This window comes from Bryocella sp., assembly GCF_058498515.1.
The window spans coordinates 36,340-60,005 of sequence record NZ_JBMHYI010000070.1; the positions used below are offsets into that span (position 1 = coordinate 36,340).

At 63.3% G+C, this 23,666-nt stretch carries 20 protein-coding genes; 16 read left to right on the forward strand and 4 right to left on the reverse strand.

Annotated features, from left to right (window positions below):
* Position 1: 1 nt before the first annotated feature.
* The gene (locus tag AC5E6W_RS20375; RefSeq protein ID WP_491754176.1) at positions 2 to 865 is read right to left on the reverse strand and encodes a metallophosphoesterase; all 864 of its coding nucleotides are present in this window, start codon (positions 863 to 865) and stop codon (positions 2 to 4) included.
* A gap of 126 nt (positions 866 to 991) precedes the next feature.
* Between AC5E6W_RS20375 and AC5E6W_RS20380 the strand changes: the two genes are divergently transcribed.
* Positions 992 to 3,058 (forward strand): acyltransferase family protein, encoded by a 2,067-nt coding sequence (locus tag AC5E6W_RS20380; protein WP_491754177.1) that lies wholly within the window; start codon positions 992 to 994, stop codon positions 3,056 to 3,058.
* Positions 3,055 to 3,669, forward strand: a complete 615-nt coding sequence (locus AC5E6W_RS20385; protein ID WP_491754178.1) for a D-glycero-alpha-D-manno-heptose-1,7-bisphosphate 7-phosphatase — start codon at positions 3,055 to 3,057, stop codon at positions 3,667 to 3,669. The genes AC5E6W_RS20380 and AC5E6W_RS20385 overlap by 4 nt, the downstream gene beginning before the upstream one ends.
* Before the next feature lie 4 nt (positions 3,670 to 3,673).
* On the opposite strand, the gene AC5E6W_RS20390 is transcribed toward AC5E6W_RS20385, so the two are convergent.
* A complete protein-coding gene (locus AC5E6W_RS20390) occupies positions 3,674 to 4,282 on the reverse strand; it encodes an SIS domain-containing protein (protein WP_491754179.1) in 609 nt (202 codons plus the stop codon).
* A 353-nt stretch (positions 4,283 to 4,635) separates the two neighbouring features.
* Here AC5E6W_RS20390 and AC5E6W_RS20395 point away from each other — a divergent pair, with 353 nt between their 5' ends.
* The 6 genes from AC5E6W_RS20395 to AC5E6W_RS20420 all read left to right on the forward strand — a co-directional run bounded on the left by AC5E6W_RS20395 (position 4,636) and on the right by AC5E6W_RS20420 (position 10,090).
* A complete protein-coding gene (locus AC5E6W_RS20395) occupies positions 4,636 to 5,421 on the forward strand; it encodes an SDR family NAD(P)-dependent oxidoreductase (RefSeq protein ID WP_491754180.1) in 786 nt (261 codons plus the stop codon).
* A complete protein-coding gene (locus AC5E6W_RS20400; protein ID WP_491754181.1) occupies positions 5,418 to 6,434 on the forward strand; it encodes a Gfo/Idh/MocA family protein in 1,017 nt (338 codons plus the stop codon). The genes AC5E6W_RS20395 and AC5E6W_RS20400 overlap by 4 nt, the downstream gene beginning before the upstream one ends.
* 203 nt (positions 6,435 to 6,637) lie before the next feature.
* Positions 6,638 to 7,345, forward strand: a complete 708-nt coding sequence (locus AC5E6W_RS20405; protein WP_491754182.1) for a transaldolase — start codon at positions 6,638 to 6,640, stop codon at positions 7,343 to 7,345.
* 36 nt (positions 7,346 to 7,381) lie between these two features.
* Entirely contained in the window at positions 7,382 to 8,359 is a 978-nt protein-coding gene (locus tag AC5E6W_RS20410) for an NAD-dependent epimerase/dehydratase family protein (RefSeq protein ID WP_491754183.1), read from the forward strand.
* Positions 8,340 to 9,104, forward strand: a complete 765-nt coding sequence (locus AC5E6W_RS20415) for a sugar phosphate nucleotidyltransferase (RefSeq protein ID WP_491754184.1) — start codon at positions 8,340 to 8,342, stop codon at positions 9,102 to 9,104. The genes AC5E6W_RS20410 and AC5E6W_RS20415 overlap by 20 nt, the downstream gene beginning before the upstream one ends.
* A complete protein-coding gene (locus AC5E6W_RS20420; RefSeq protein ID WP_491754185.1) occupies positions 9,101 to 10,090 on the forward strand; it encodes a GHMP family kinase ATP-binding protein in 990 nt (329 codons plus the stop codon). The genes AC5E6W_RS20415 and AC5E6W_RS20420 overlap by 4 nt, the downstream gene beginning before the upstream one ends.
* 12 nt (positions 10,091 to 10,102) lie before the next feature.
* Here the strand turns inward: AC5E6W_RS20420 and AC5E6W_RS20425 are convergent, their stop codons facing one another.
* Positions 10,103 to 11,299: a glycosyltransferase gene (locus AC5E6W_RS20425; RefSeq protein WP_491754186.1), complete on the reverse strand. Its 1,197-nt coding sequence runs from the start codon at positions 11,297 to 11,299 to the stop codon at positions 10,103 to 10,105.
* 64 nt (positions 11,300 to 11,363) lie between these two features.
* Here AC5E6W_RS20425 and AC5E6W_RS20430 point away from each other — a divergent pair, with 64 nt between their 5' ends.
* The 3 genes from AC5E6W_RS20430 (at position 11,364) to AC5E6W_RS20440 (ending at position 14,358) form a co-directional block, all read left to right on the forward strand.
* Complete coding sequence (locus AC5E6W_RS20430; RefSeq protein WP_491754187.1) at positions 11,364 to 12,437, forward strand: glycosyltransferase family 4 protein; 1,074 nt, start codon at positions 11,364 to 11,366, stop codon at positions 12,435 to 12,437.
* A 46-nt stretch (positions 12,438 to 12,483) separates the two neighbouring features.
* Positions 12,484 to 13,422 (forward strand): glycosyltransferase family 2 protein, encoded by a 939-nt coding sequence (locus AC5E6W_RS20435; RefSeq protein WP_491754188.1) that lies wholly within the window; start codon positions 12,484 to 12,486, stop codon positions 13,420 to 13,422.
* A 174-nt stretch (positions 13,423 to 13,596) separates the two neighbouring features.
* On the forward strand, positions 13,597 to 14,358 hold the full coding sequence (locus AC5E6W_RS20440; RefSeq protein ID WP_491754189.1) for a glycosyltransferase: 762 nt from the start codon (positions 13,597 to 13,599) through the stop codon (positions 14,356 to 14,358).
* Here the strand turns inward: AC5E6W_RS20440 and AC5E6W_RS20445 are convergent.
* Positions 14,355 to 15,575: a glycosyltransferase family 9 protein gene (locus AC5E6W_RS20445; protein WP_491754190.1), complete on the reverse strand. Its 1,221-nt coding sequence runs from the start codon at positions 15,573 to 15,575 to the stop codon at positions 14,355 to 14,357. The genes AC5E6W_RS20440 and AC5E6W_RS20445 overlap by 4 nt on opposite strands.
* Positions 15,576 to 15,722: 147 nt before the next feature.
* On the opposite strand from AC5E6W_RS20445, the gene AC5E6W_RS20450 reads away from it, so the two are divergent.
* The 5 genes from AC5E6W_RS20450 (at position 15,723) to AC5E6W_RS20470 (ending at position 23,120) form a co-directional block, all read left to right on the forward strand.
* A complete protein-coding gene (locus AC5E6W_RS20450; protein WP_491754191.1) occupies positions 15,723 to 17,081 on the forward strand; it encodes a lipopolysaccharide biosynthesis protein in 1,359 nt (452 codons plus the stop codon).
* 308 nt (positions 17,082 to 17,389) lie between these two features.
* Positions 17,390 to 19,627, forward strand: a complete 2,238-nt coding sequence (locus AC5E6W_RS20455) for a GumC family protein (protein ID WP_491754192.1) — start codon at positions 17,390 to 17,392, stop codon at positions 19,625 to 19,627.
* Between the two features lie 4 nt (positions 19,628 to 19,631).
* Positions 19,632 to 20,630, forward strand: coding sequence for a polysaccharide biosynthesis/export family protein (locus tag AC5E6W_RS20460; protein WP_491754193.1), 999 nt, complete (start codon positions 19,632 to 19,634; stop codon positions 20,628 to 20,630).
* Complete coding sequence (locus AC5E6W_RS20465) at positions 20,620 to 21,870, forward strand: glycosyltransferase family 4 protein (RefSeq protein WP_491754194.1); 1,251 nt, start codon at positions 20,620 to 20,622, stop codon at positions 21,868 to 21,870. The genes AC5E6W_RS20460 and AC5E6W_RS20465 overlap by 11 nt, the downstream gene beginning before the upstream one ends.
* On the forward strand, positions 21,867 to 23,120 hold the full coding sequence (locus tag AC5E6W_RS20470; protein WP_491754195.1) for a glycosyltransferase family 4 protein: 1,254 nt from the start codon (positions 21,867 to 21,869) through the stop codon (positions 23,118 to 23,120). Before AC5E6W_RS20465 ends, AC5E6W_RS20470 begins: the two co-directional genes overlap by 4 nt.
* Positions 23,121 to 23,666: the final 546 nt, after the last annotated feature.

Sequence of the window (23,666 nt, forward strand, 5' to 3'; positions counted from 1 at the left end):
GCTAGCCGCGGCGCAGTGTCAGCAGCGTTACCTCGGGTGGGGCGTTCAGGCGCATGGGGATGTGGATTGTGCCGAGTCCACGGTTCACGTACATGGTGAAGCCTTCGAGACTGAATCCGCCGTGCAGGAAGCGCTCTCCTTGTATGGCAGCGAAGTTTTTCGTGACGATGGGCAGATTGATCTGGCCGCCGTGGGTGTGCCCGGTGAGAAACAGGTCGCAGCGCAGGTTGTTTCGTTCGATGCCGCCGATGAGTTTGGTCGCGTAGCTCGGTTCATGGCCCAGCAGGATTACCGGTTGCTGGGCAACGGCCTGGGGAAGAGCCCCGATATCTCGAGGGAAGTCTGTGAGGCTATCGGCGATGCCACCGAGCCACATGGTCTCGCCACCCTGCTTGATGTTGACCTTCGCGTTGCGCAGAAGGGTGATGCCGTTGGCTCGGAGGCCGTCGGCCACGGAGCGCGGGGCGATCATGTCGTGGTTGCCATAGCTGGCGAAACGCAGCGGAGCCTTGATGCGGCGGAAGAGGTCGGTGCACTGGTGGGCTGCCGTGACGTTGGCCCTGGCGTCCTCATAGTTCGAGGTGATGAAGTCGCCGGTGAGTGCGACCATGCTGGGATTGAGGCTGTTGACGATATCGATGGCACGGTTGAGCAGGTCGCTCTCGTCGTGGAAGCCGAAGTGGAAGTCACTGAGCTGGGCGATGGTGAAGCCAACAAAGGCGTCGGGCAGATCCGGGATGTAGATGTCCTGGCGCAGGGTCGTCAGATGATGACGCCCGTGGGTGTAAGCGTCGAGCAGAGGCAGTGAGATTGCGACGAGGCTCCCGGAGCCGATTGCCAGAAACTTCCTTCGTGTGAGGGCCATGTCTGTTTCCATGATAGTGAAGCTGCGTAAATCGCCGGAAACACAAAGCCTCCCGGACGGTAACCGCGTGCTGCGGTAGGCTGGGAAGGAATCGCGGAACGTTGGACTGACGGGATAAATACAGGCGTGGCAGACACTTCGACAGCCGTTGCGACATCCCTGCCAGTGGATCCTGTCCGCGGGTTGGGTTATCGGGCGGACGTCGATGGGCTTCGCGGCGTTGCGATCCTTCTGGTGCTGCTGTTTCATGCCGGAGTGCCGTGGGTTCGGGGCGGCTACAGTGGCGTCGACATCTTCTTCGTCATCTCCGGTTACCTGATCGGCTTTCAGGTCGCGCGCGAGCTTCGGGACGGCCGCTTCGCGCTCGTACCGTTCTATGAGAAAAGGGTGCGGAGGATTCTTCCCGCCCTGTTCGCGGTCATCGCCTTCACACTGCTGGCCGGGTGGGTGCTGCTCGATGCACGTGAGCTTCGCGTTCTGGGAGAACAGGCGGGCCCTGCCGCGGTCTCGCTCTCCAATGTCTATTACTGGGCGACGACGAGCTACTTCTCGCCGAACTCGCATCTTCAGCCGCTGCTGATGACGTGGTCGCTGGGCATCGAGGTTCAGTTCTATCTGCTTCTGCCCCTGCTTGCGATTGTGGTGTACCGGTGGTCGAAGCGAGCATTCCCCTGGGTGCTGATGGTGACGCTGATTGCGTCGCTGGGATACACGATGCTGGGCCAGCATCGGGGCTGGCCTGGAACGTTCTACCTCCTCGGCGGCCGGTGGTGGGAGCTGGCCACAGGAGCCGTGCTGGGTGCTGCCGAGGCAAGGAAGACGGTCGGGGGCAGCTACGTTATAGGCTGGGGCGCGGAGGTGTGCGGCCTTCTGGGGCTTGCCGGGATAGTGGCGTCAGCCTTTCTGCCTGCACCCAGCGCACGCTACCCTGTGCCTCCAGTTCTGATTTCCGTGGCCGCCGGGATGCTGCTTTGCCTGAGTTCTTCGAGCTGGGTCAACCGCAGGCTGTTGGCTTCGGGGGCAATGTCCGCCTTCGGCCGACGCTCGTATTCGGTCTATCTGTGGCATTGGCCTCTGCTTAGTCTGGCCTACCTTTGCGGGGCAGGGTATCTCGCGCCGTGGGGACGCGCCATCCTGTTGGTGGCTACGTTGTTGGTTGCCGAGGCAAGCTACCGGTGTGTGGAGCTTCCATTTCGAAGGCCGCGGAGCCAATCGGCGGCGATGGGGGCGATCGCGGCTGCGGGAGTGGTGGTGCTGGTGGTCTCCGGAGTGTTCGTCGTCACGAGGGGAGTGCCGTCTCGAAACGCTAAGGCGGCTGCGATCGAAGCTTCGGTCCGGCACGGCGGTGTGGGGACGCGTTGCCTGTTGGAAGGCGGTGCCGGGGCTGGTAGCGTTCCCGAAGCGTGTTTCCCAGCCTCTGCGACGGTTGCGCTGCTCGGCGACAGCCATGCGGCGGCGATCGCGCCTGGGCTCGTCGCTGCGGAGGCGAATTCGGCGCTGCTGATGAAGGCTTCGTGTCCGCCGCTCATCGGGGTGACGATTCGGGATTCTGGTCCGGACGTTTGCTCGGCGTTTGAGCGCGAGGCGGTCGCGCGCGTGAAGGCGGATCCTTCTATTCGGACGGTACTGATCGCAGGATTTTGGCTCAACCCGGTCTACGACCCCGCACACGTCATCCGGTATGTTCGCAGCGATCACTTCGACGCAGGGACGAGCGAGGAGGAGAGTTGGGCCAACCTGCGGCAGGGCCTGCTGGACCTCTGTCTCGAGCTGCGCACGGCAGGGAAGAGTGTTGTGCTCCTCGACGACGTGCCATTCCTCCAATACGACCCGCATCTGCTGGCGGTCGGAGGCACGATTCCGTTGCGCGCGTCGCTCGGGAGATGGGCCTCCGGCGCGCTCTCTGGTGCGGAGAACGAGCCGCACCCCCGGACAAGCGCTGAGACGCGAGTCCGGTCGCTGCTGGAGGATGTCGCGGCTTCGACAGGCAGCCGCGTGGTGAGTCTGTACGACCCCTTGTGTGATGGGAGCAGCTGCCGTGTCCTCGACGGGGGGATGCCATTGTTCGAGGATCGGCAGCACCTGACGCCGCTAGGAGCAGAGCGAGCGGTTGGGCCGAGCGGCATCCGCACCGTGATTGCATCCGCTAAGGTCATACGAGGAGCAGAGGGAGTGGTGGTGCAACCGCAATGAACAGGACTACGCCAGTTTCAGGGCGCAACGGTAGCCTGCGGCCCGCGGTGTTTCTGGATCGCGATGGCGTGCTGGTGGCCAACGTTTTCTACGAAGACTCGGGCCTTTGGGAGGCACCTCGAACTCCCGATCGCTGCGTGGTGTACCCGTGGGTCGCAGAGGCGCTGCGGTTGTTTCGCGATGCGGGATATGAGCTGATCGTCGTCTCCAACCAGCCCAATGCTGCGCTGGGCAAGAGCACACGCGAGGAGATGGAAGAGACGCACCAGGCGATGGTGCAGGCGCTGAGCGAGCAGGGCGTCGCCCTGACCGGCAGCTACTACTGTCTCCATCATCCGAGAGCGCTGGATGCGGCTTTCAGTGTCTGTAGCTGCCGCAAGCCGTCTCCGCAGATGGTGCTCGATGCCGCTGCTGCCCATGCGATCGATCTTGCCCGTTCGTGGATCGTAGGCGACCGTTCCAGCGACATCGAATGCGGGCGGCGCGCGGGGCTTCGCACGCTTCGGATTGCGCCGGATCATCCGGTGGCGGCGCGGGAACTCGAAGCGATCGAGCCCGATGATCACGCGGAGAATTTGCTCGAAGCAGCACACCGTATCCTGAAGGTTTAGGGAACTACTGCGCCGCTGTGGACTCCCACTTGGTCTCGCTCTGCTTGAGCAGAGGATGCATGACGAGGCTATGCCATACGACGGCCTGAAAGGCTTCCGTATGGGGCGTGATGAGGTCGGTCGAGGTGGTGGGAATGATCACGCAGGCGTCGGCGGCCTTCGCGGTGTAGCCACCGTCGCGGCCCACGATGCCCAGGACGCATGCCCCTGCGGCTTTGGCGACGTCGATCGCCTGCACGATGTTGGTGCTGATATTTCTCTCGGGATCTCCGCCGCCGACGCTGAGGATGAGGATGGCATCCGTCGAGCGGATGCGGCTGCCGCGCAGCCAGGCGGCGAAGGTGGTGTCCCAGCCTTCGTCATTGGTCCGCGCCGTGAGTTCCGCAACATTGTCGGTGGGAGCATAGGCCTCGATGCCACAGATTTTGCGGAAGTCATTGACGGCATGGCTGGCGTTGGCCGCGCTGCCGCCTACCCCTAGCAGAAAAAGCCGGCCTCCCTGGTCACGGGTCTTCACCAGATGCGCCGCCACCTGGCTGATCGCGCCCAGATCGAGGCGATTGGCAATTTCGATCACATTAGAGAAGTAGCGCTTCAGAAACAGATCCATCATCCGTCCTTCGGAGAGCGAGCAGGGGTTTACCAATCACAGTGTTTTCTTCTTTGAGAGGCAATCGTTGTCAGTTTACCTTCCGCGCCACGGCTTAGCCTTTTCTGCGATGGCAGGTCAATGGCACGTATCAGATATCAAGCACATAGCGGCGAAGAAGAATGGGTGTTTCCAGTAGAGCCGCTGTTGCGAAGGGTCTCGTTCGCGCTATGTTGGTTGCAGCGTAGGGAGATGTCCTGGGAGTAGCCGGCAGCCGAATATCGTCAGAGTCTTTTCTCTGTCACTCACTTCGGCATCGGCTATTCCATTACTGTCGCAAAGACAGTGTTCGAGCCTTCACCTGAGGAGGGATTTGTTTGGCAGCTTCCGGTTCTCCTGATTTGGTCGTGGTTACTGGCGCCGGCCGGGGCATTGGCCGCGCGGTAGCGATGGATCAGGGACGTCGGACGCATGTCCTTTGCCTCAGCCGCTCCGGTCGAGCGGAAGATACGGCGGAGGCGATTCGCTCCGCGGGAGGCACGGCGGACGCGCTGATCGTCGACCTCGAACGTCCTGTGGAAGCAGAAGCGACCGTCTTTGAGTGGATTACGGATCGCAGCTTCCAGCGTATCGCCGCGGTGTTCGCGGCGGGTGTGCTGGGTCCGAAGGGACCTCTTGAGTCGACTCCGATCGAGGAGTGGGAGAGCACCTTCCGTGCGAATGTCTTCGGCAACCTGGCAATCGCCAAAGCGCTGTTGCCATCTCAGCGGGCGACCCGCTACGGACGCCTGTTATTCTTCGGCGGCGGTGGCGCGGCCTATGCCTATCCAGCGTTTCCGGTCTATGCGGCCTCGAAGGCGGCCCTGGTGCGGATCGTGGAAAACCTTCACGAAGATCTGAAATCCGCAGGGGATTTTGCCACTGCGATCCTGGCTCCCGGAGCGGTCGAGACCGACATGCTGGCGAGTATTCGTGCGTCGGGTGCGGAGATTCGGACCACCGTTGGGATCGAAGAGCCCGTGGCCTTTGCGCGCGCTTTCCTGGCAGCGGAGAGCTGCGGCTTCTCGGGCCGCTTCGTGCATGTTCGCGACCGGTGGCCGGAGTTGCTCGACGGTGGAGAGCCCTTGGCCGAGAACTTGTGGAAGCTGAGGCGGGTGGAGTGATACGAGTTGCAGTGATTGGAGCGGGCCTGATCGGGAGAGAGCGGCTGGATGCAGTCGCCGCCCTGCGGCGTGCGGGGCGCGAGGTGGAACTGGTTGGCGTGTTCGATGCGGATTCCGCGATCTGCCAGGCTGCGGCGGAGCGCTACGGGACTACGGCGCTCCCTTCTGTCGAGGCCGTGCTGGAAGCCCGGCCCGACTGGACGATGATTGCCCTGCCGCACGACATCGCGGTGACGGTGGCGGAGCAGGTCCTCGCTGCGGGCTTGCGCGTGCTGCTGGAAAAGCCTATGGGGCGTGATCTCGCCGAGGCCGAACGGCTGCTGCGCCTGGGAGGCGACCGGCTTCGGATTGGCTTCAACTACAGGTTCTACCGCGGCATCGAGAAGGCCGTGGCGGACGTTCGCTCGGGCAGGCTCGGGGAGATCATCTCAATCGAGTTCGAGCTTGGCCACGGTTGTGCTCCGGGACAGGAGAAGACCTGGAAACTGGATCCGGAGCGTGCGGGTGGTGGATGCCTGATCGATCCAGGCGTGCACCTGCTGGACCTCTGTCTCCGGCTGTCTCCGGGTGGCCTGAAGCCGATTGGCGGCGCGGCATGGAGCGGTTTCTGGAAAACCGGCATCGAAGAAGAGGTATCGCTCATTCTCGATGCAGGCAGCTTCTGCATGAAGATCCGGGTATCGGTGGTCGCATGGCGCAGCACGTTCCATATGCGCATCAACGGCACGGAAGGTTATGCGACGGTAGCTGGGCGGAACCGCAGCTATGGTCCTCAGACGTACGTGGTTGGCAAGCGCTGGGGCTGGCGGGACGCTCCCAGTCAGGCGGCATCTGAAGTGATGGAGATCAACGACGATGGGCTCGATGTCTTCGAACGCGAGACGGAGGCGCTGCTCTTTCCAGCGGCCGGCGATGCGACATGGCCTGCGATTGCGACGGCAGAAGATGGGTACGCCGTGATGAAGCTGCTCGACGACGTCAGATCGACACTGAATCTTCGTCGAAGTTATTGAGGTCTTTCACACCGGATTCGCACCTGGTGTACCAGTCTCAAGTCAATACGCATTGGCCGTGCCGTTGTGCATCAAAAAGGGGCAGGTGGAAGCCGAACAAGCCATCTGTTTTCCTTCTCGCTACGTATACTTGGTGCTACCCGGCACCTCTTGCTATCAAACCATCAACCGATTCGATCCGCATTGTCTTGTCTATGGCGAGTTTGTCTCAACTTCGAGTAAAGCTGTTTGCCGATGCCGCTGATCTTGCGAGCATCGAGCGGTACTGTGCGGATGTACGAATCAAGGGATTCACCACGAACCCCACGCTGATGCGCAAGGCTGGTATCGGAGACTACGTGGCCTTTGGCCGGCGGGTCCTCGATCTGGTACCAGAGCTGCCGGTGTCGTTCGAGGTGTTCTCAGACGAGTTCGCTGAGATGGAAGCGCAGGCGAGGAAGATTGCCGCCTGGGGTTCCAACGTCTACGTCAAGATCCCGATTACAAACGTCCGCGGAGAGTCCGCGATGCCTGTGGTGCGCACCCTGGCCGACGCGGGCATAGCGGTGAACGTGACCGCAATCCTTACGCTGGAACAGGTGGAGGCCGTGCGCAAGGTGTTGCGTCCGCAGGTGCCGGCGATCGTCTCCCTCTTCGCCGGACGCATCGCGGATACCGGAGTTGACCCCATGCCCATCATGCGCGAGGCACATGCGATGCTCGCCGAGCTGCCAAAGGCCGAGACGTTGTGGGCGAGTCCGCGGGAGTTGCTGAACGTCTTCCAGGCCGATGCCTGCGGGACAGACATCATCACGGCGACGCCGGACGTTCTCGCCAAGCTGCGCTTTGTGGGCAAGGATCTGACGCAGTTTTCGCTGGAGACCGTGGAGATGTTCCATCGTGATGCCGCGGCAGCGGGATATAGCCTGTAGCGTCAACCGGGTACAAGAACGACGTGGAGTGTGCCAGTGGCCGAGAGGCTTGATCGACGGTTTGTCATTGTGGGTGGGGCCGGCTTCATCGGAAGCCACTTTCTGGATGCATTGCTGGGCAGTGAGAGTACCGAACTTGTCACCATCTACGACAACTTCAGCTCCGGCCGCGAGTGGCACTTCGAGCATCATGGCAACGATTCGCGCTTCCGTGTGGTGCGCGGGGATGTCTCGGACCTTGCGGCCCTAACACAGGCAGTTTCTGGTCATGATGTCGTCATTCATCTGGCCTCGAACCCAGACATCGCGCGGGCGGCTACGGAGCCGGACATCGACTTCTATCAGGGAACGGTGCTGACCAACAACGTGGTCGAGGCGATGCGCCGCGCGGGTGTGCCACGGCTGTTGTATGCCTCGGGCTCTGGAGTGTATGGAGATGTGGGCCAGCATGAGGCGATGGAAGACGATGGCCCGCTGATTCCGATGTCGACCTATGGTGCCAGCAAGCTTGCAGGAGAGGCGCTGATTTCGAGCTACTGCTTCATGTTCGGGCTGTCGGCGTGTGCGTTCCGCTTCGGCAATGTGGTGGGACCACGGCAGACGCATGGCGTGGGCTTTGATTTCGTCCGCCGCCTTGCGCTGGATCCGATGCGGCTGCGCATCCTCGGCGATGGACGGCAGAGCAAGTCCTACATTCATGTCTCCGATGTTGTGGCGGCGGTGCTCCATGCGAACCGCGTCTCTACCGTGCCGTTCCAGGCGTTCAACGTTGCGACGGGCGACTACATTACCGTCACGGAGATTGCGGAGCTTGCGGTCGACGTGATGGAGCTTCCGGTGGCCCCCGTCTTCGAGTTCACTGGAGGCGACCGTGGATGGAAGGGCGATGTTCCGGTGGTTCGTTTGAACACGGATCGCATTCGCTCGACTGGCTGGCGGTGCCAGTTGAACACGCGCGCTGCGCTGAAGCGTTCGCTCGAGGAACTGGCGAGGGATGAGCGGATCCGTGCGTGAAGAAGCCCTGCCACCGATTGCCATCCTCTGCGGTGGGTTGGCAACGCGGCTTGGCACTCTCACGGCAGCGCTGCCGAAGTCGCTGCTGCCGATCGCGGGCGAACCGTTCCTTGCCCATCAGCTGAGGCTGCTGGTAGCGAGCGGCTTCACGGACGTTGTACTGCTATGCGGCCATCTCAGCGAGCCTATCCGCGCGTTTGCGGGAGATGGGTCGGCCTTTGGCTGCCGCATCCGTTACGCGGAGGATGGGCTGGTACTGCTTGGTACCGGTGGTGCTGTGCGTCACGCGCTGCCGCTGCTGGGCGAGCGTTTCATGCTCCTCTATGGCGACAGTTACTGCGTGACGGATTATCGCGCTATCGACCGAGCTTTTGTGGCCTCCGGCAAGCTGAGCCTGATGACCGTCTTCCACAACGGAAACCAGTTTGATTGCAGCAACGTCGAATATCGCGATGGGATGATCGTGCGCTATGACAAGCGCGCCGCGGATGAACGGCTCGAGTATATAGACTATGGGGTCAACGTATTTCGAGCAGAGGCTTTCGCTGGTCTAACGGAGGAAGCGTTTGATCTTGCTGCGCTGCAGGCCGAATTGTTGCGGAGGGGCGAGCTGGCGGGATTCGAGGTTCCCGAACGTTTCTACGAGATCGGGTCGGTCGCCGGCATCGAGAGCACAGAGACATTGTTACGGAGCCGGCAGGGATCGGCTTCATCGCACGCCACAGCTGAGAGGGACGAGGAATGATTATTACGCGCACGCCGCTGCGCATTTCGTTGGGAGGCGGGGGGACAGACCTGCCGTCCTACTACTTGCAGTTTGGTGGCTTCGTCCTTTCGGCAGCGATCAACAAGTACATCTATATCGCGGTGAACCGGCCATTCTTCTCCGGCTACTGGCTCAAGTATTCCGAGGTGGAGCACGCGCTGAGCGTGGATGAGATTCGTCACCGGCTCATTCGCGAGGCCCTGCGGATGTATCCCGTCGAAGGGCCGTTCGAGATGACGAGTATGGCGGATGTGCCCGGAGGCACAGGCCTCGGATCGTCTGGATCGTTCGCTGTCGGCCTGGTGCACGCGATCCTTGCCTATAACTTCCGCGCCGCGGACTCGGAGCTGCTGGCACGTTCCGCGGTGGAGATCGAGATGGAGCGGCTCAGGGATCCGGTGGGCAAGCAGGATCAGTACATCGCAGCATACGGCGGCCTGCTCTGCCAGGAGTATCACCAGGACAACACGGTGACGGTCTCGCGCATCATCCCGTCGCAGTCCGTGGTGCATGAGCTGCGGGACTCGCTGATGCTGTTCTTTGTCGGCAACACGCGTGCCGCTTCCACGCTGCTGGAGGACCAGCGCCGCGAGTCCGAGCAAGGGAGCAAGGACATGCTGAACAGTCTGCACTTTGCCAAGCAGACAGGCATAGCCATTCGCGACCTGCTGCAGGATGGGCGCATCTTCGAATATGGGCCGCTGATGCATGAACACTGGATGCGCAAGCGGGGGCGATCGAAGGGCATCAGCTCCGCCGCGATCGATGAGCTGTACGAGATTGGGCGAACCAAGGGCGGCGCACTGGGCGGCAAGCTGGTGGGTGCGGGCGGAGGAGGGTTCCTGCTCTTCCAGACAGAGGACCGCCGCAGGCTTCGCCAGGCAATGACCGAGGCCGGAGCGGAGGAGATGGACTTCTCCTTCGACTTCGATGGCTCGGTGGTTCTGGTACGTAATCGCGGCTAGAGGTATCGCGGCTCAACGGCTATCGAGAACTCGTTGATACGCGTTCTCGAGCTGCACATTGAGCTTGCGGATGTCGAAACGCTCGGCGGCCCAGGTACGTGCGCGGGTGCTGAATTGCTTCCATAGAGCGTCGTTCGTTAGCAACTCAACCAGGGCATCCGCGAGTGCAGGGATGTCCTTCTCCGGCGCGAGCAGACCGGTTTCGCCCTGCAACACGGCCTCGCCGATGCCTGCGGTGGCGAAGCTTACTGCCGGCGTTCCCATGCCGTGGGCTTCGACGAAGACGGCGGGTTGGCCTTCGGTGTTGCCGTCGCTGGCCGTCACGCTAGGCATGCAGAAGAGCCTCGCGCGGCCAAGCCAGTCGAGGACATCGTTGCCGGGTTCGGGGGTGAGCAACGGGCCGAGGAAGTTGGCGCGAACGCCAAGCTCCTTCGCCAACGCTTCCAGTTCCTCGCGCAGCGGGCCCTGGCCGATGATGGCGAGTTCAATCTGCGGGCAGCGTTGCGAGGCGAGTGCCGCAGCGCGCAGCAGGTAAGCGCACCCCTTTTTCTCCACGAGCCGGCCGATGTAGACGACGAGGTTCGGGTTGCGCTCGACCGCAGAGCGGTCGAACTTGGTCATCACGTGGCCGGAGTAGAGTGTCTCCATCTTGCTCGCAGGGAAGCCGCGCTCGATGGCACGCTGCTGGATGTAGTCGCAGCTGGTGAAGAAGTGCGCCGCGCGCTCGTATAGCTCGTTGCGGCGACGAAGATAGATGCGGCCGTCGGCATCCTTCGCGAGCTCCGCATCGTGGATCGTGACATCGTAGCCATGCAGCGTGGTGAGGAGAGGGATCTGGAGTTCGCGGGCGATCTCCATGGCGATGGTGGCGTCGAGTGCGAAGTGCGCATGGATCAATGCGGGCTCGAGGCGGGCGAGTTCGCGCAGAAAGTGGCGTCCGCCGAGGCCATATTCTTTGAATGCGCGACGCCGCAGCCGTGAGGCCAGCGAGTGGTCGTGCGTAAGCAGCACTGGAGGATGGCTCAAGTCCAGCGGCAGGGAATCACGGCGGGTGGGGAAGATGCCTGCGAAGGCAGGGCGATAGCGCTGGAGCGCCGCGGCCTGCGTGCAGATGAAGGTCGCACTGAAGGGCAGCAACTCGTTGTGGTAGACAAGAACGGTGGGGGCAGTCTGCATGGCGGGGTGGCCCTTGCCGGCGCCATGCTGCACGCCGTCGGCAACTCGATTGTAGAAGACTGCTTCTGTTCCAACGCATTTCCCACGAGGTTCTACGTTGCTGGCTTGCATCTCGAAGAACGATCGCGCTGAGCCTTTGTTTCGGGCTTTGGCCGCTCTCGTTCCAGGTACGGTGCAGCTGGGACGCATCGTGCCGTCGCGAGGGGCGAAGCTGCTGGGGGCTCTCACGTCGCTCTCGCCGAGCCTGGCGCAGACGCGTTCGGACATGGAGTTTTCGCCTGTGGTGGCGCGCGCGGCGCAACGGCTCAGCGAAGCCAGGATTGCCGCGCAGCCGGGCGTGACGCACGTGCTGCAGTGGGGCGCGATGTACGCTCCGGAGGCGAACGCGCGGTCGATACCGTACTCGATCATTACCGACGGGCCGTTCGATCCGGACGATTCGTCGTATCCGGTGGAGTGGAAGCCGCTGCGGTGGGCGAAGGAGTACTTCGCTCGCCAGCGCAGGGTCTATCGCGAGGCCAGATGCGTCTTCACGCTGTCGGAGTGGGCGCGACAGAAGCTATTGGCGCTGCACTCGCTGGAGCCGCAGCGTGTCGTGCGCATCGGCTGGGGACCGATGTTCGAGGCTGCACCTTCGCCGCTAGCAGCGCCGAGCAAGGTGTTCGTAAGTATCGGCAATGAGTGGCGTCGCAAGGGGATGGATCTTGTGTCGCGCGCGGGAGCGCTGCTGCATGCGGAAGACGCCGAGGTCGAGACGATCATTGCCGGCGATCCCGAAGGGATGGCGCTGCCGGAGGCTGCAGGCGTCACGCTGATGCCGCGGCGTCTGGCGTTGATGGAGGTGGAAGCGCTGCTGCGCCGAGCGCGGGTGCTGGTGGTGGCGTCGCGGTTCGATGCCAGTCCGCACATCCTCGCAGAGGCGCTGCAGCTTGGGGTGCCGGTGATCGGCAGCGAAGTCTGTGGCATCCCCGAAGCTGTGCAGGCGCCGCTGGGTGGGCTGATCGTGCCCGCGGATAGCGAAGATGCAGTGCTCACTGCGATGCGCGATGTGCTGCAGCAGGATCTTGTGTCGCAGCGAGCGAATGCGCTGGAGGCGTATGCGGCGATGGGCGGTTGGCCGGCGGTTGCTGCTCGGGTGGTCGATGGGATGCGCGCGAATGGGGCGCTCTAGTCGACGCAGGCTCGCACCATGAGCTATGCGGCGATAGAGTGGGGACGTGGAGTCCTCACCCATCGTCTCAGTAGTCATCCCCACACGCGGGCGGCCGGACGCGGTGCGCGTGGCCGCCGCGAGCGTGCTGGGCCAGAGTTTTGCTGAGCTTGAAGTGCTGGTGGTCGTCGATGGCGACGATCCTGCGACAACCGCGGTCCTGAGTACCATCGAGGATTCCAGGTTGCGCGTGATCGCTCTGCCGATGCCGGTGGGAGCGGCTGCGGCGCGCAATGCGGGAGTCGGCGCGGCTCTAGGCAAGTGGATTGCGTTCCTTGATGACGATGATGAATGGCTGCCGGAGAAGCTCGAGCTGCAGCTGGCTGCGGCGCAGGCCAGTAGCGTGGCCCTGCCGGTAGTTTGCGGAGCTTACTGGGCGAGGCAGAACGGGCGCGGGGCTTTGTGGGGTCGACGGAGGCCTGAGCCGGGCGAGCCAATCTCCGAGTACATGTTCTGCCGCAGAAGCCTGAGTTACGGAGAGAATGCGCTGGCGACTTCCGTGTTGCTGACGCCGCGTGAATTGATGGAGCGCGTGCCTTTCGATGCCGCGTTGCGCCGGCATCAGGACTGGGATTGGGCGCTTCGAGCGTTGGCCGTGCCAGGCGCGGGTCTTGTCTATGTCGAGCAGCCGACATCGATCTACAACATGCCTGACGGCACGGGCCGCATCAGTGCGTTGCCAGACTGGGAGGCAAGCCTAGAGTGGGTCGAAGGGCGGAGGGCTCTGCTAACGCGGAAAGCGTTCGCGGGTTTCCTCGCGACGGAGTGCGTGACCCGCGCAGTGCAGGCGCGCGCCAGCGCAAGGGAAGTGCTGAGCCTGATCCGGCTGATGTTCTCCGAAGGCGAGCCGGACGTGCGCTCGCTGGCCATGATTGCGAGTGTGTTGGTCCTGCCTCCGACGCTGCGCTCGAAGCTACGCGACCAGTTGCGCATGAAGAGACGCTGAGCTCGCATAGCGCGGGAACCTGGGACCCGCGGTGCGACTGGTCTGGGCCAATCGCATCAAGTATGCTGACGAGGGTCCATCGTATTACGGATGCGGCGCGTGTGATCGAAGACGGGCCTCATCGAGCCCCGGACATCATCGCGACAAGAACTGGGTTCCCGAGAGCGAGTCATCATGCCGAAGAGCATCGTCTTAGTCGTTCCTTGCTACAACGAGGCGAAGCGTCTGGATGTGGCCGCGTTCTCCGGGTTTCTTCGCGAGCACGCGGTGCGCATGGTCTTCGTGGACGATGGAAGCACGGACGATACGCTCAACGTGCTGGGCAGGCTGGCTGCCGAGTTTCCGGACGCGGTGTATGTGATCTCGATGCCCCAGAACGGTGGTAAGGCAGCCGCGGTGCGTCATGGCATGTTGTACGCCCTGGATCTTCCGGGAGCGGAGATCGTGGGCTACTGGGACGCGGACCTCGCGACGCCGCTGGACGCGGTGCTTCCCATGGCGAAGGAATTCGATCGCGGGCCACAGATCACGCTGGTGATGGGCGCGCGCGTCCGGCTGCTGGGCCGGGACATCCGGCGCAAGGCCCTGCGGCACTACCTGGGACGGATCTTCGCGACGGCGGTCTCCAACCTGCTGGACCTTCCCATCTACGACAGCCAGTGCGGGGCCAAGCTCTTCCGCGTGACGCCGGAGCTTCGCTCGGTGCTGGAGCGGCCGTTCCTTTCGCGCTGGATCTTCGATGTGGAGATTCTGTACCGGATGATGGTGCGGGACCCGCAGGGCCCGCGGGGGCTGGAGCACAGCCTGGTGGAGTATCCGCTAGCGTCGTGGCGCGACGTCGACGGATCGAAGGTCAAGTCGAACGACTTCCTGACGGCTGCGGTCGAACTGGCCCGGATCCATCGGTTCTATTGGCCGCAGCGGCCGAGAGACTAAGGTTCCAGAAATTCGAGTACAGCCGAGGCCGCCTGCTCGGGAGTGATATCCAGGATGCAGTGGGGCTCGGCGGCATCGCAGCCCTCCTCGCAACCGCGGCGGCCGTGAGCGGGACGAAGCAGCACCGCGCGGTCCGTGAATGGCCGGAACCGGTCGGGACTGTTGGAGTGCGCTGGATCGCCATCTTTGGGGTGCGGGGAGAGCGTGACCATCGCGCAGCCCACTGCCGATGCGATGTGACCCAGGCCCGTGTCTCCTCCAAGGAAGACCTTGCAGAGGGCAAGGGCAGCGGCGACCTCGGGCAGGCTGAGTCGCTCCAGGTGCAGAGCGTCGGGGACGGCGCGGCAGATCGTCTCTGCCGTGGAGCGGGTGGCCGCGTCGGAGAAGATCACGATTGACACGGGCCTCGTGCGGCGTATCGCCTGGATCGTCGCGAGGAAGGATTGCGCGGGCCAGCGGCGCTTCGGCTCTGCCGCAGGAAGGGCGATCGCGACGACGGGTAGGCCGGGGAATTCGGTCAGCAGATGGGTGAGGGCTGGTGGAGCATCGACTCCGGGGATGAGTCGCAGGGGCGGGAGCTCGCCGGTACATCCCAGGGGCCGGGCGAGTGCGGCAGAGCGCAGCGCCTCATGCAGCAGCGGCCCGGCTGGCAGTACCTGAGTGAAGGCGTGGTGGAAGCCACGATTGAAGCGCAGGCGATCGGACGAAGTAGCGTCCTCATACCCGATGCGGATGGGTGCGCCGCTGAGCACGGTGAGCAGTGTGGCCATGCTGACATCGACGTCCCAGCGCGGGCTGAGGGCTGCATCGAAGTGGCGGCCTTTGAGGTGCGTTCGGGCAAAGCGCAAGGCAGTGCGCGCAGCGGCTACGAGCTGCAGTCGCGCGCGGCGTTCGACGGGCGGCAGGGCGAGTACTTCATCGACAACGGGAGACATGAGGAAGACGCCGGCCTGTTCCTCTCGCGTGAGGACGGTGATGCGGGCCTCGGGCAGGCATCGGCGCAGGGACTCGAGCAAAGGCAGGGTGAGGACGGCATCGCCGATGCCGTCGAGTCGTACCACCAGAATGCTGCGGACGGGAGAGGGTGCAAGAACCGGCTTGCGGCGTGCGAGCCAAGCGGCCAGGAGCGTTGGAGCACGGAGGGCGAGCAAGATCTGTAGATCCTGCAGCCAGCGGCGTACGGCGGCTCCCGCCGGGTGTGGCTTTCGGCTCAGCATTTCCCTCGATCCAGGCGACTGCGTGATTTCAGCAGGCTGGAATGGGGAAGGCACGATCGAAGTGTCGCAGATGGTTCGGTGCTAGGCAAGTTTGCGCGGGCCACGCGCGGACGGGATAATGACGTCAAGGTCCAAGGGAGCGTTGCCGTGGGTGCGACAGAAACAGTCTCCATCCGGGAACGCCTGCGCAGCCTGAGTGGGAGCTCCAGGGGCAGCGCTGTGCTGAAGGGCACGGCCTCGGCGGCGGTGGCTCGGGTGCTCACCACGCTGGTGGGTTTTGTGAGCCTCCCGTTGTGCGTGCGCTACTTCGGCGCGGAGCGCTACGGCGTGTGGGTGACGATTCTGTCGACCTCGGCGTGGCTGGCGGTCTTCGAGTTCGGCCTCACCGACACCATCACCAACATGATCTCCGCGGCGCACGCGCATGATGACCGCGCGGCGGCAGGGCGCTATACGACCAACGCCGTGGCGATCGCTGCCTGCTTTGCGTTGCTACTGTTTGCGGTGGGTCTGGTGGTTTGGCCTCATATTGACTGGGCGCGGCTGCTGAACGTGCATGGCGCAGGGTTGCCGACGGAGGTCTCCCGTACCGTCGCGGTGGGCTGTGCGCTGGTGTTGCTGACCCCCATGTGCACGGTGGGGCTCAAGATTCTGTCTGGCTATCAGCAGACGCATGTGGCGAACCTCGCAACTTCGCTGGGGGCGCTGCTGTCGCTGGTGGGGCTGTTGATCGGGGTACATGCGAGGGCCTCGATGCCGGTGATCTTCCTGGCCTCGAATGGGGTCCTCACCGCCTGTGGTGTGCTGACGCTGGCATGGACGCTGGTCATTGCGAAGCCCTGGCTGCGGCCGCGGATGCATCACCTCAGCCCGGAAATTGCGCGCGGCCTGCTGGCAAGTGGGCTGCCGTACTTTCTCATCCGGCTGGCGGGCGTCGTGGTCTTCTCCACTGACAATGTGATCGTCAGCCACTACCTGGGCGCCGCGCAGGTGACGCCTTACAGCGTTGCGATGCGGGTGGTGATGTACGCGCAGCTGGCGCCGGCATTTGTCTTTCCCTCCCTGTGGGCGGCGTACGCGGAGGCAAACGCGCGCGGAGAATTCGACTGGATTCGCCGCAACTATCGCCGCACGCTGCGGGTAAGCACAGCCCTGACGGTTGCTCCGCTGATCGTGCTAGTGATCGCGGGCCGATGGATCATCCGCCAGTGGGCGGGCCCACAGGCCGTTCCTTCTGAGAGCCTTCTGCTGCTGATGGCGGTGTGGGCGGTCGTTTCAGGAGTGGCGGGTGTGCAATCGTGCCTGCTGGGCGCTGTACAGCGCAACCGAGTGCAGGCGGCGGTCAGCGTCGTCGCGGCGGTGGCCAATCTCGTGCTGTCCATTCTGTTGGTGCAGCGCAACGGGGTCATCGGGGCGGTAGAGGGGACGTTGCTCTCGTACGTGCTGATCGTCGGGCCTCAGACGTGGGAGGTACGGAGTTACTTCCGGGAGCACGCCCGGGGGTAAGGAACTGAAGCCTAAGGGGCGGTATACATGATGTACGTTGATTGGGTCGTGAAATGATAGTTTCCAGCCCTACCCTTGGCGTCTTCGTGAGCAGACCGGAAAGTCGATGGTAGTATCGACGGAAGAAGCCCGGACAGGTTTGCGGTTGCGCCTTCTAGCTCTTGCCGAACCTCGCATCGGTACGCGGTTGCCCGCTCCGAGCCCGGGTTCTCTGAGGATCAGCCTCGTAGACCATGTCGTATGACCCCCTCCAAGATGCAGCGCCCCGGTCGGCGCGTCCTGTCCGCCGCGGAGCTCTCCGCCGCGAGATGCACCTGACCGACGCCTTGGTGATCCTGCGTAAGAATCTGTGGCTGGTGCTTGGCTGCATGGTGCTCGGGGTGGCCCTTGCGGCGCTGCTTACCAGCCTGATGCAGCGTAGATATAGCTCCACAGTCACGATCGAGGTGCATAAAGAGGGCGGCACCAGCCTGAGCCTGGAGGACCTCTCCGGGGTCGGCCAGCAGATGATCGGCGGCGACCAGCTCAGCGTGGACCTGCTGACCCAGCAAGCGGTGATCGGCAACGAGAACATCGCTCTCAAGGTGCTAGAGGATCTCAATCTCACCGACGGCCAGCCATTCCTGGCGCTTCACCCGGCCGGAGCCGCAGCATCCGGCCGTTCCTTGCTCGAGTCGAATCCGTCCTATCGAGATTCCGCGGTGAGGCTGTTTCAGTCGCGGCTCAAGATCTCTCTGGTGAAGGGGACGCGGCTGGTCGGCGTCACGTATACGGACGCCGATCCGCAACAAGCCGCGCGCATCGCCAATGCTGTGGTCGAGGCATACCTGATCGCCTCTACGCAGCAGCGCTATGACGCGACCTCGAAGACCTCGGCGTGGCTCACCGACCAGCTCACAGACCTGAAGGACAAGGTAAGCAACAGTCAGCAGCGTGTAGATGACTTTCGGCAGAAGGTTGGCATCATCGGTGCGCCGACTATCTCCGGGACTGGCAGCAACCAGGTGGGCTCCGACCTGGGTAGCGTGGAACTGGCCCGGCTGAATGACCTCAACGGGCAGCTGACAAGCGCGGAGACCCAGAGGATCGCCGCTGAGGCTGTATTCCGCATGACGCAGTCACGCGATGCGGATGTTGTGCTGGGCATCGACAGTAGCCAGCTGAACGGAGCTTCCGCCAGCTTCGGGTCGCTCGACACGACACGGCTGCATCAACTGCGCGCGCAGGGCGGCCAGATTGAGGTTCAGATCTCGTCGGAGACACAGAAGTATGGTGCCCAGAACCCAGTGATCCTGGCTCTGCGCAGCCAGCTTGCCGAGGTGCAGCGGCAGACAAATGAAGAGATCGAGCGCATCGGCAAGCAGGCGCGCCGTAACCTGGAACTGGCGCAGAGCACGGAAGAGGGTCTGCGCCGTAGCGTCGAGCGCGAGAAGCAGCGGCTTGGACAGATGACCAGCAGTGCCGACCAGCTCCTCCTGCTGGAGCAGGAGGAGATCTCCAACCGGACGCTATATCAGGATTTATACGGCAAGCTGGAGGCGGCCAACATCCTGGCGGGCGCGAAGTCGTCCAACGTGACTATCGTGAATCCTGCCCGGGTTCCGTCAGGGCCTTCCCGGCCACAGCCGGTGCAGAACATTGCGTTGGGGCTGCTCGGAGGCCTCGCCACGGGGCTGTTCCTGGCATTCGCCATGGCATACCACAACGACGTACTGACCACTCCCGAGGATCTAGCCCCCTTGACGGGGCTGCCGTTACTGGGATTGGTTCCGCAGGCGGGTAAACGTCGCCGGTGGTCGTCGGCCTATCCGTACGGATCGAGCAAGACCGATGCTCCAGCAGAGGCCGAGGGCAGGTTTGCGTGGGTGCTGCGCTCGCCACGATCAGTGGTGGCTGAGGCCTGTCGCCAGATCCGCACGGCGATTCTTCTTAGCCGCGCGGAGCAACCGCGAACGCTGCTCTTCACGAGCTCCTTCAGCGGTGAGGGCAAATCGACCCTGACCTCGAATATGGCATTTGCCTTTGGGCTGCAGGGCAGCCGCGTCTTGCTCGTCGATGCGGACATGCGGCGTCCATCGCTGCACGCCAAGCTTGGCCTGCCGAACGCAGTGGGCCTCAGCCAGTGCCTGACCAGCGATATCGATCCGGCGACGGTGATTCAGTCCCACCCGGATATGGACACGGTACACGTGATGACCTCGGGGCCGGTCCCGCCTGCCCCCTCGGAGCTTCTGGGGTCGCCGCGATTCGCCGCGCTGCTGGACCGTATGAAGCGCGAGTACGACTATGTGTTCATCGATTCGCCGCCCGTGCTGCTGGTGACCGACGCCGTGCTGACCTCGACGCTGGTGGATGGTGTGATTCTGGTGGTACGCTCCGGCGTAACGCGGCGGGCTCCGCTGCGCCGTGCGCTGGAACAGCTGGCGCCCTCCCGCAAGAGGCTTCTCGGGCTGATCTTGAACGCTGCCGATATCCAGTCCAGTGAGTTTGGCGGTGGGTACAAGTATTACGGGGATAGCACCTACTATGAGAACTCCGATGAGTAGCCGCATGATGCTTCGCCTTGCAGAGTTTCGACTGCTGGTCGCAGCAGCGGTGCTGTGTGTGGCCAGCATGGCCGCGGCGCAGACGGGGGATGGTAGCGTCCCGGCGGATCCGGTGTCTCTGGTCCCGCGTCAGCACGCTGTGCAGCAGCTTCCCGAGGCAGGCGTGACGCTGGTGCCGCAGGACCTCGCGACCCTCAAGCTGGAGGCAGGAACGCTGCTTCGTTTCGGCGTGTATGACGCTCCCGAGATGGCCGCCTCCCTGCGTGTCGCTTCGGATGGCACGGTCGCGGTGCCGTTGGCGGGTTCGGTCCAGGTTGGGGGAATGACCCTACAGGAGGCGCGTCGGGCGATCGAGTCCGCGCTGCTCAAGGGGGAATACTTTGTCCGTCCGCAGGTGTCGCTGGATGTGACGCAGGTCGCTCCCGGCTACCTGACCATCGGCGGCGAGGTGCATGCGCCGGGGCGATTCCAGATCCTGGCTCCGATCTCGTTGCAGGAGGCGCTGGCACAGGCGGGCGGCGAGACTGACAGCGCGGGCGTTACGATCGACATCCATCGCGCTCAGACCCCACTGGACGCCTTGGAGCATGTCTCCAACACGCGCGCGGACCAAAGCCGCTTCGGGAACATCCGTGTGGCTCCGGGGGATTCGGTCGACGTCCATCGTGCGGGCATCATCTACGTGCTGGGGGCGGTCCACCGGCCAGGTGGCTACATGATGGTGAACCGCGGCTCGCTGGATGTGATGGAGGCCCTGGCGCTGGCGCAAGGGACGAGCCTCGAGGCCGCCACGGGCTCGATCCGTATCCTCCATCGCAATGGCGATACGCTGACCGAAGAAGCCTTCCAGCTCAATCCCTCCACCAAAGGCAAGAACCCGTCGCCGGCCCTGCACGATACGGACATTGTGTATGTGCCGCCGAGCTTCGTGAAGAACATCCTGATTAACGGGTCCTCGATCATCGGCGCTGCCACTTCGTCGATCATCTACCGTGTCTACTGAGAGCGGGATTGCCGCGCTTCTTGCCGCGCCGGCCTCTTCCGGGGAGCTTCCGCGGTTTGCGCTGGATCGTGCACCTGCGCCGTTTCCGGGCCGTGTGGCATTGCTGACGAACTTCCTTCCGCCCTACCGCATTCGCATGCTCGAGATGCTGTCTGTGGGGTTGCGCAAGCTGCGTATCTTCGTCTCCGTGCGGATGGAGGGAAACCGCGACTGGACTCCTGACTGGGGCATCCTGGAGGTCACGGTGCAGCGCAACCTCTCGTTTGCGAAGACCTTCGGCGGAGAGGGAAGCTTCCACGAGGAGACGACCGTTCATGTGCCATGGGACACGATCCCGCAGCTGGCTGCCTTCGATCCCGACGTCGTTGTTGCCGCTGAGTTCGGGATGCGCACGGTCCAGGCAGCGATGTACTGCTGGTTGTATGGAAAGCCTCTGATCGTGTGGGCTACGCTGAGCGAGGTGACCGAGCGGCATCGCGGACGAATGCGACACGCGTTGCGGCGGGTGCTGGTGCGCTTCGCCAGCCAGGTGCTGGTGAACGGATCGAGCGGCGCGCGGTATATTGCAGGTCTTGGATTTCCACGGGAGAGTGTCCATCTCGTCCCGCAAGCCACAGAGAATGCTTCCTTTGCTGGGCCCGCTGAGCGTATCCCCGGTCCCGAGACGCGGCTGCTGTACACGGGGCAGCTGATCGAGCGGAAGGGCCTCGATCGGATGCATGCGGCGCTGCTGCGATGGTGCGCTGCCCATCCGGAACGCCTTGTGCGCTGGACGATTGTGGGCGCAGGGCCGCTGCGGGAGACCATCGCAGGTTGGGAGCTTCCTGCGAACTACGAGGTGGAGTTGCTGGGAGCGTTACCCTTTGCTGAGCTTGCTGCGCAGTACCATGCAGCGGATCTGTACGTGCTCCCGACCCTGGCCGATGAGTGGGGCGTGGTGGTGAACGAGGCGATGATCGCGGGACTTCCGGTGCTGGGCAGCCTCGCGAGCCAGGCTGTGCTGGACATGGTGGTGGATGGAGTCAGTGGCTGGGCCTTCGATCCTGATCGGCCGGAAGAGCTGGACGCTGCGTTGGCTCGAGCGTTGGCCGCCACGCCTGCGGAACTCAACGCGATGCGCCGGGCGGCGATTGCCACCGCGACGCCGCTGGATCAGCGCAACATGGCGGACCGGATCCTGATGGCGCTGCATGCGGCGGCTCCGTCGCTTGCAGAGCCAATGATGGAGGCCAGGGGTTGAGCGGACGAACGCTCGCGCCTTCCACCAATCCCATGAACATTCTCGTCGTCCACAACCGATATGCCTACGCCGGCGGCGAGGACGAGGCCTGCGCCACCGAGATTGAACTGCTACGCAGCCACGGGCACACGGTGGTCACGCATGAGCAGGACAACCGCGTGATTGCGGACGTCTCGCGCAGCTCCGTGGTGCGGCGGGCGTTCTGGAGTTGGGATGACTACAAGGCTGTGCGCGGGCTGATCCGCGAGCATCGCGTGGACGTGATGTCGGTGCACAACTTCTTCCCGCTGATCTCGCCGGCGATCTTCTACGCCGCCGCCCGGGAGCGCGTGGCCAGTGTTCAGACGCTGCATAACTATCGTCTACTGTGCCCGGCGGGTACCTTCCTGCGCGAGGGCCGCGTGTGTGAGGAGTGCCTCGGGAAGGCGCTGCCGTGGCCGGCCGCAGTGTATCGGTGCTATCGCGGCAACCGTACGCAGAGCGCCGTCACGGCAGGCATGTTGTTCTCGCATCGTCTCTTGGGAACTTGGAGCCGCAAGGTGACACGGTACATTGCGCTGACTGAGTTCATGCGCGAGAAGATGATCGCCGGAGGACTGCCGGTGCGACACATCGTCGTGAAACCCAACAGCGTGGAAGAGACGGGCCTGGGCACAGGCGAGGGCGACGACTTCCTCTTCGTGGGCCGGTTTTCTCCCGAGAAGGGAGTCGATGTGCTGCTGCGCGCATGGGGGCAGCTGCGCGCGGACGGGCGCGTGGCGAGGCGGCTGCGCATCATTGGGACCGGACCCGAGGAGCTGGAGCTGCGGGCGATGGCCTGCCACTGGCCCGAGGTGACATTCCTCGGCCAGCTTCCTGGCGCCGCCGTGCGCGAGGAGATTGGCCGCGCCGCTGCGGTGGTCATGCCGTCGATCTGGTACGAGGGGCTGAGCCGAGTGATGACGGAGGCTTTCTCCAAGGGCACCCCGGTGATCGCGTCGGAGATTGGTCCTATTGGAGCGGCCGTTCGGCATGGGGAGAACGGCATCCTCTTCCGCGTGGGCGATGCGGCGGACCTTGCTGCGACGTTGGAGCGTTTCCCCCCACGGGGCGAGCAACTAGAGCGGTTGCGTAGCGGGGCTCGTGCGGACTTCGAGCGTCAGTATGCGAGCGAGGTGGTGTACGCGCGGTTGATGGAGATCTATTCCGACGCGTTGGCTGAGGTACGCGGCCGGCGTGAATGGCCTGTGCCGGAGACGCATCTATCCTGATGGCAGGACGCTTCGCCTCCTCGACCAGAAAACGGGTTGGATTCCCATCTGCCGAATCACCCTTTCCAGATCTTTACAATGAAACAAGGGCCCTATAGTGAGCCGCCGTACACGCGTGCGCAACACCATGCAAATCTATACTTTGAGAACATCTCCCATGGAATGAATACTTTGCCGAAGTCACTCCTTAACCGGTACTAATAGAGATGGCTAACCCAGCGGCTCAGGCCGGGCAACTTTCGGGAATTGATATTTTGGCAGGCGGTTTCGTGGCAGGGCTCCGGTGTTCTTTACTGAATTTCCATTATCACGACATCAAGAAAAACGACGCTCTGGCGTTTACATATCACTATTGGTGTGCAAGCATGATGTAGGCAGTTTTTAGGAATTTTATAAAACTGTCTTTTAGAGAGAGTGTCCTCGCGGGACCTCTTTTGAAGAGTGCTTTTCGCGGAGGCGCTTTTGAAACGGCAAAACAAAAGGCCCCATTTTGGGGCCGGCAAAATTTAGAGCGATGTTTTGGGTGTATGGACGCGGAGGGAATCG

Bases quoted from the DNA above. Each gene is read 5' to 3' on its own strand.
- AC5E6W_RS20375 (WP_491754176.1), bottom strand. From the start codon at position 865: ATGGCCCTCACACGAAGGAAGTTTCTGGCAATCGGCTCCGGGAGCCTC.
- AC5E6W_RS20440 (WP_491754189.1), top strand. From the start codon at position 13,597: ATGCCGAAGAGCATCGTCTTAGTCGTTCCTTGCTACAACGAGGCGAAG.
- AC5E6W_RS20415 (WP_491754184.1), top strand. From the start codon at position 8,340: ATGAGCGGATCCGTGCGTGAAGAAGCCCTGCCACCGATTGCCATCCTC.
- AC5E6W_RS20420 (WP_491754185.1), top strand. From the start codon at position 9,101: ATGATTATTACGCGCACGCCGCTGCGCATTTCGTTGGGAGGCGGGGGG.
- AC5E6W_RS20460 (WP_491754193.1), top strand. From the start codon at position 19,632: ATGATGCTTCGCCTTGCAGAGTTTCGACTGCTGGTCGCAGCAGCGGTG.
- AC5E6W_RS20390 (WP_491754179.1), bottom strand. From the start codon at position 4,282: ATGATGGATCTGTTTCTGAAGCGCTACTTCTCTAATGTGATCGAAATT.
- AC5E6W_RS20445 (WP_491754190.1), bottom strand. From the start codon at position 15,575: ATGCTGAGCCGAAAGCCACACCCGGCGGGAGCCGCCGTACGCCGCTGG.
- AC5E6W_RS20455 (WP_491754192.1), top strand. From the start codon at position 17,390: ATGCACCTGACCGACGCCTTGGTGATCCTGCGTAAGAATCTGTGGCTG.
- AC5E6W_RS20385 (WP_491754178.1), top strand. From the start codon at position 3,055: ATGAACAGGACTACGCCAGTTTCAGGGCGCAACGGTAGCCTGCGGCCC.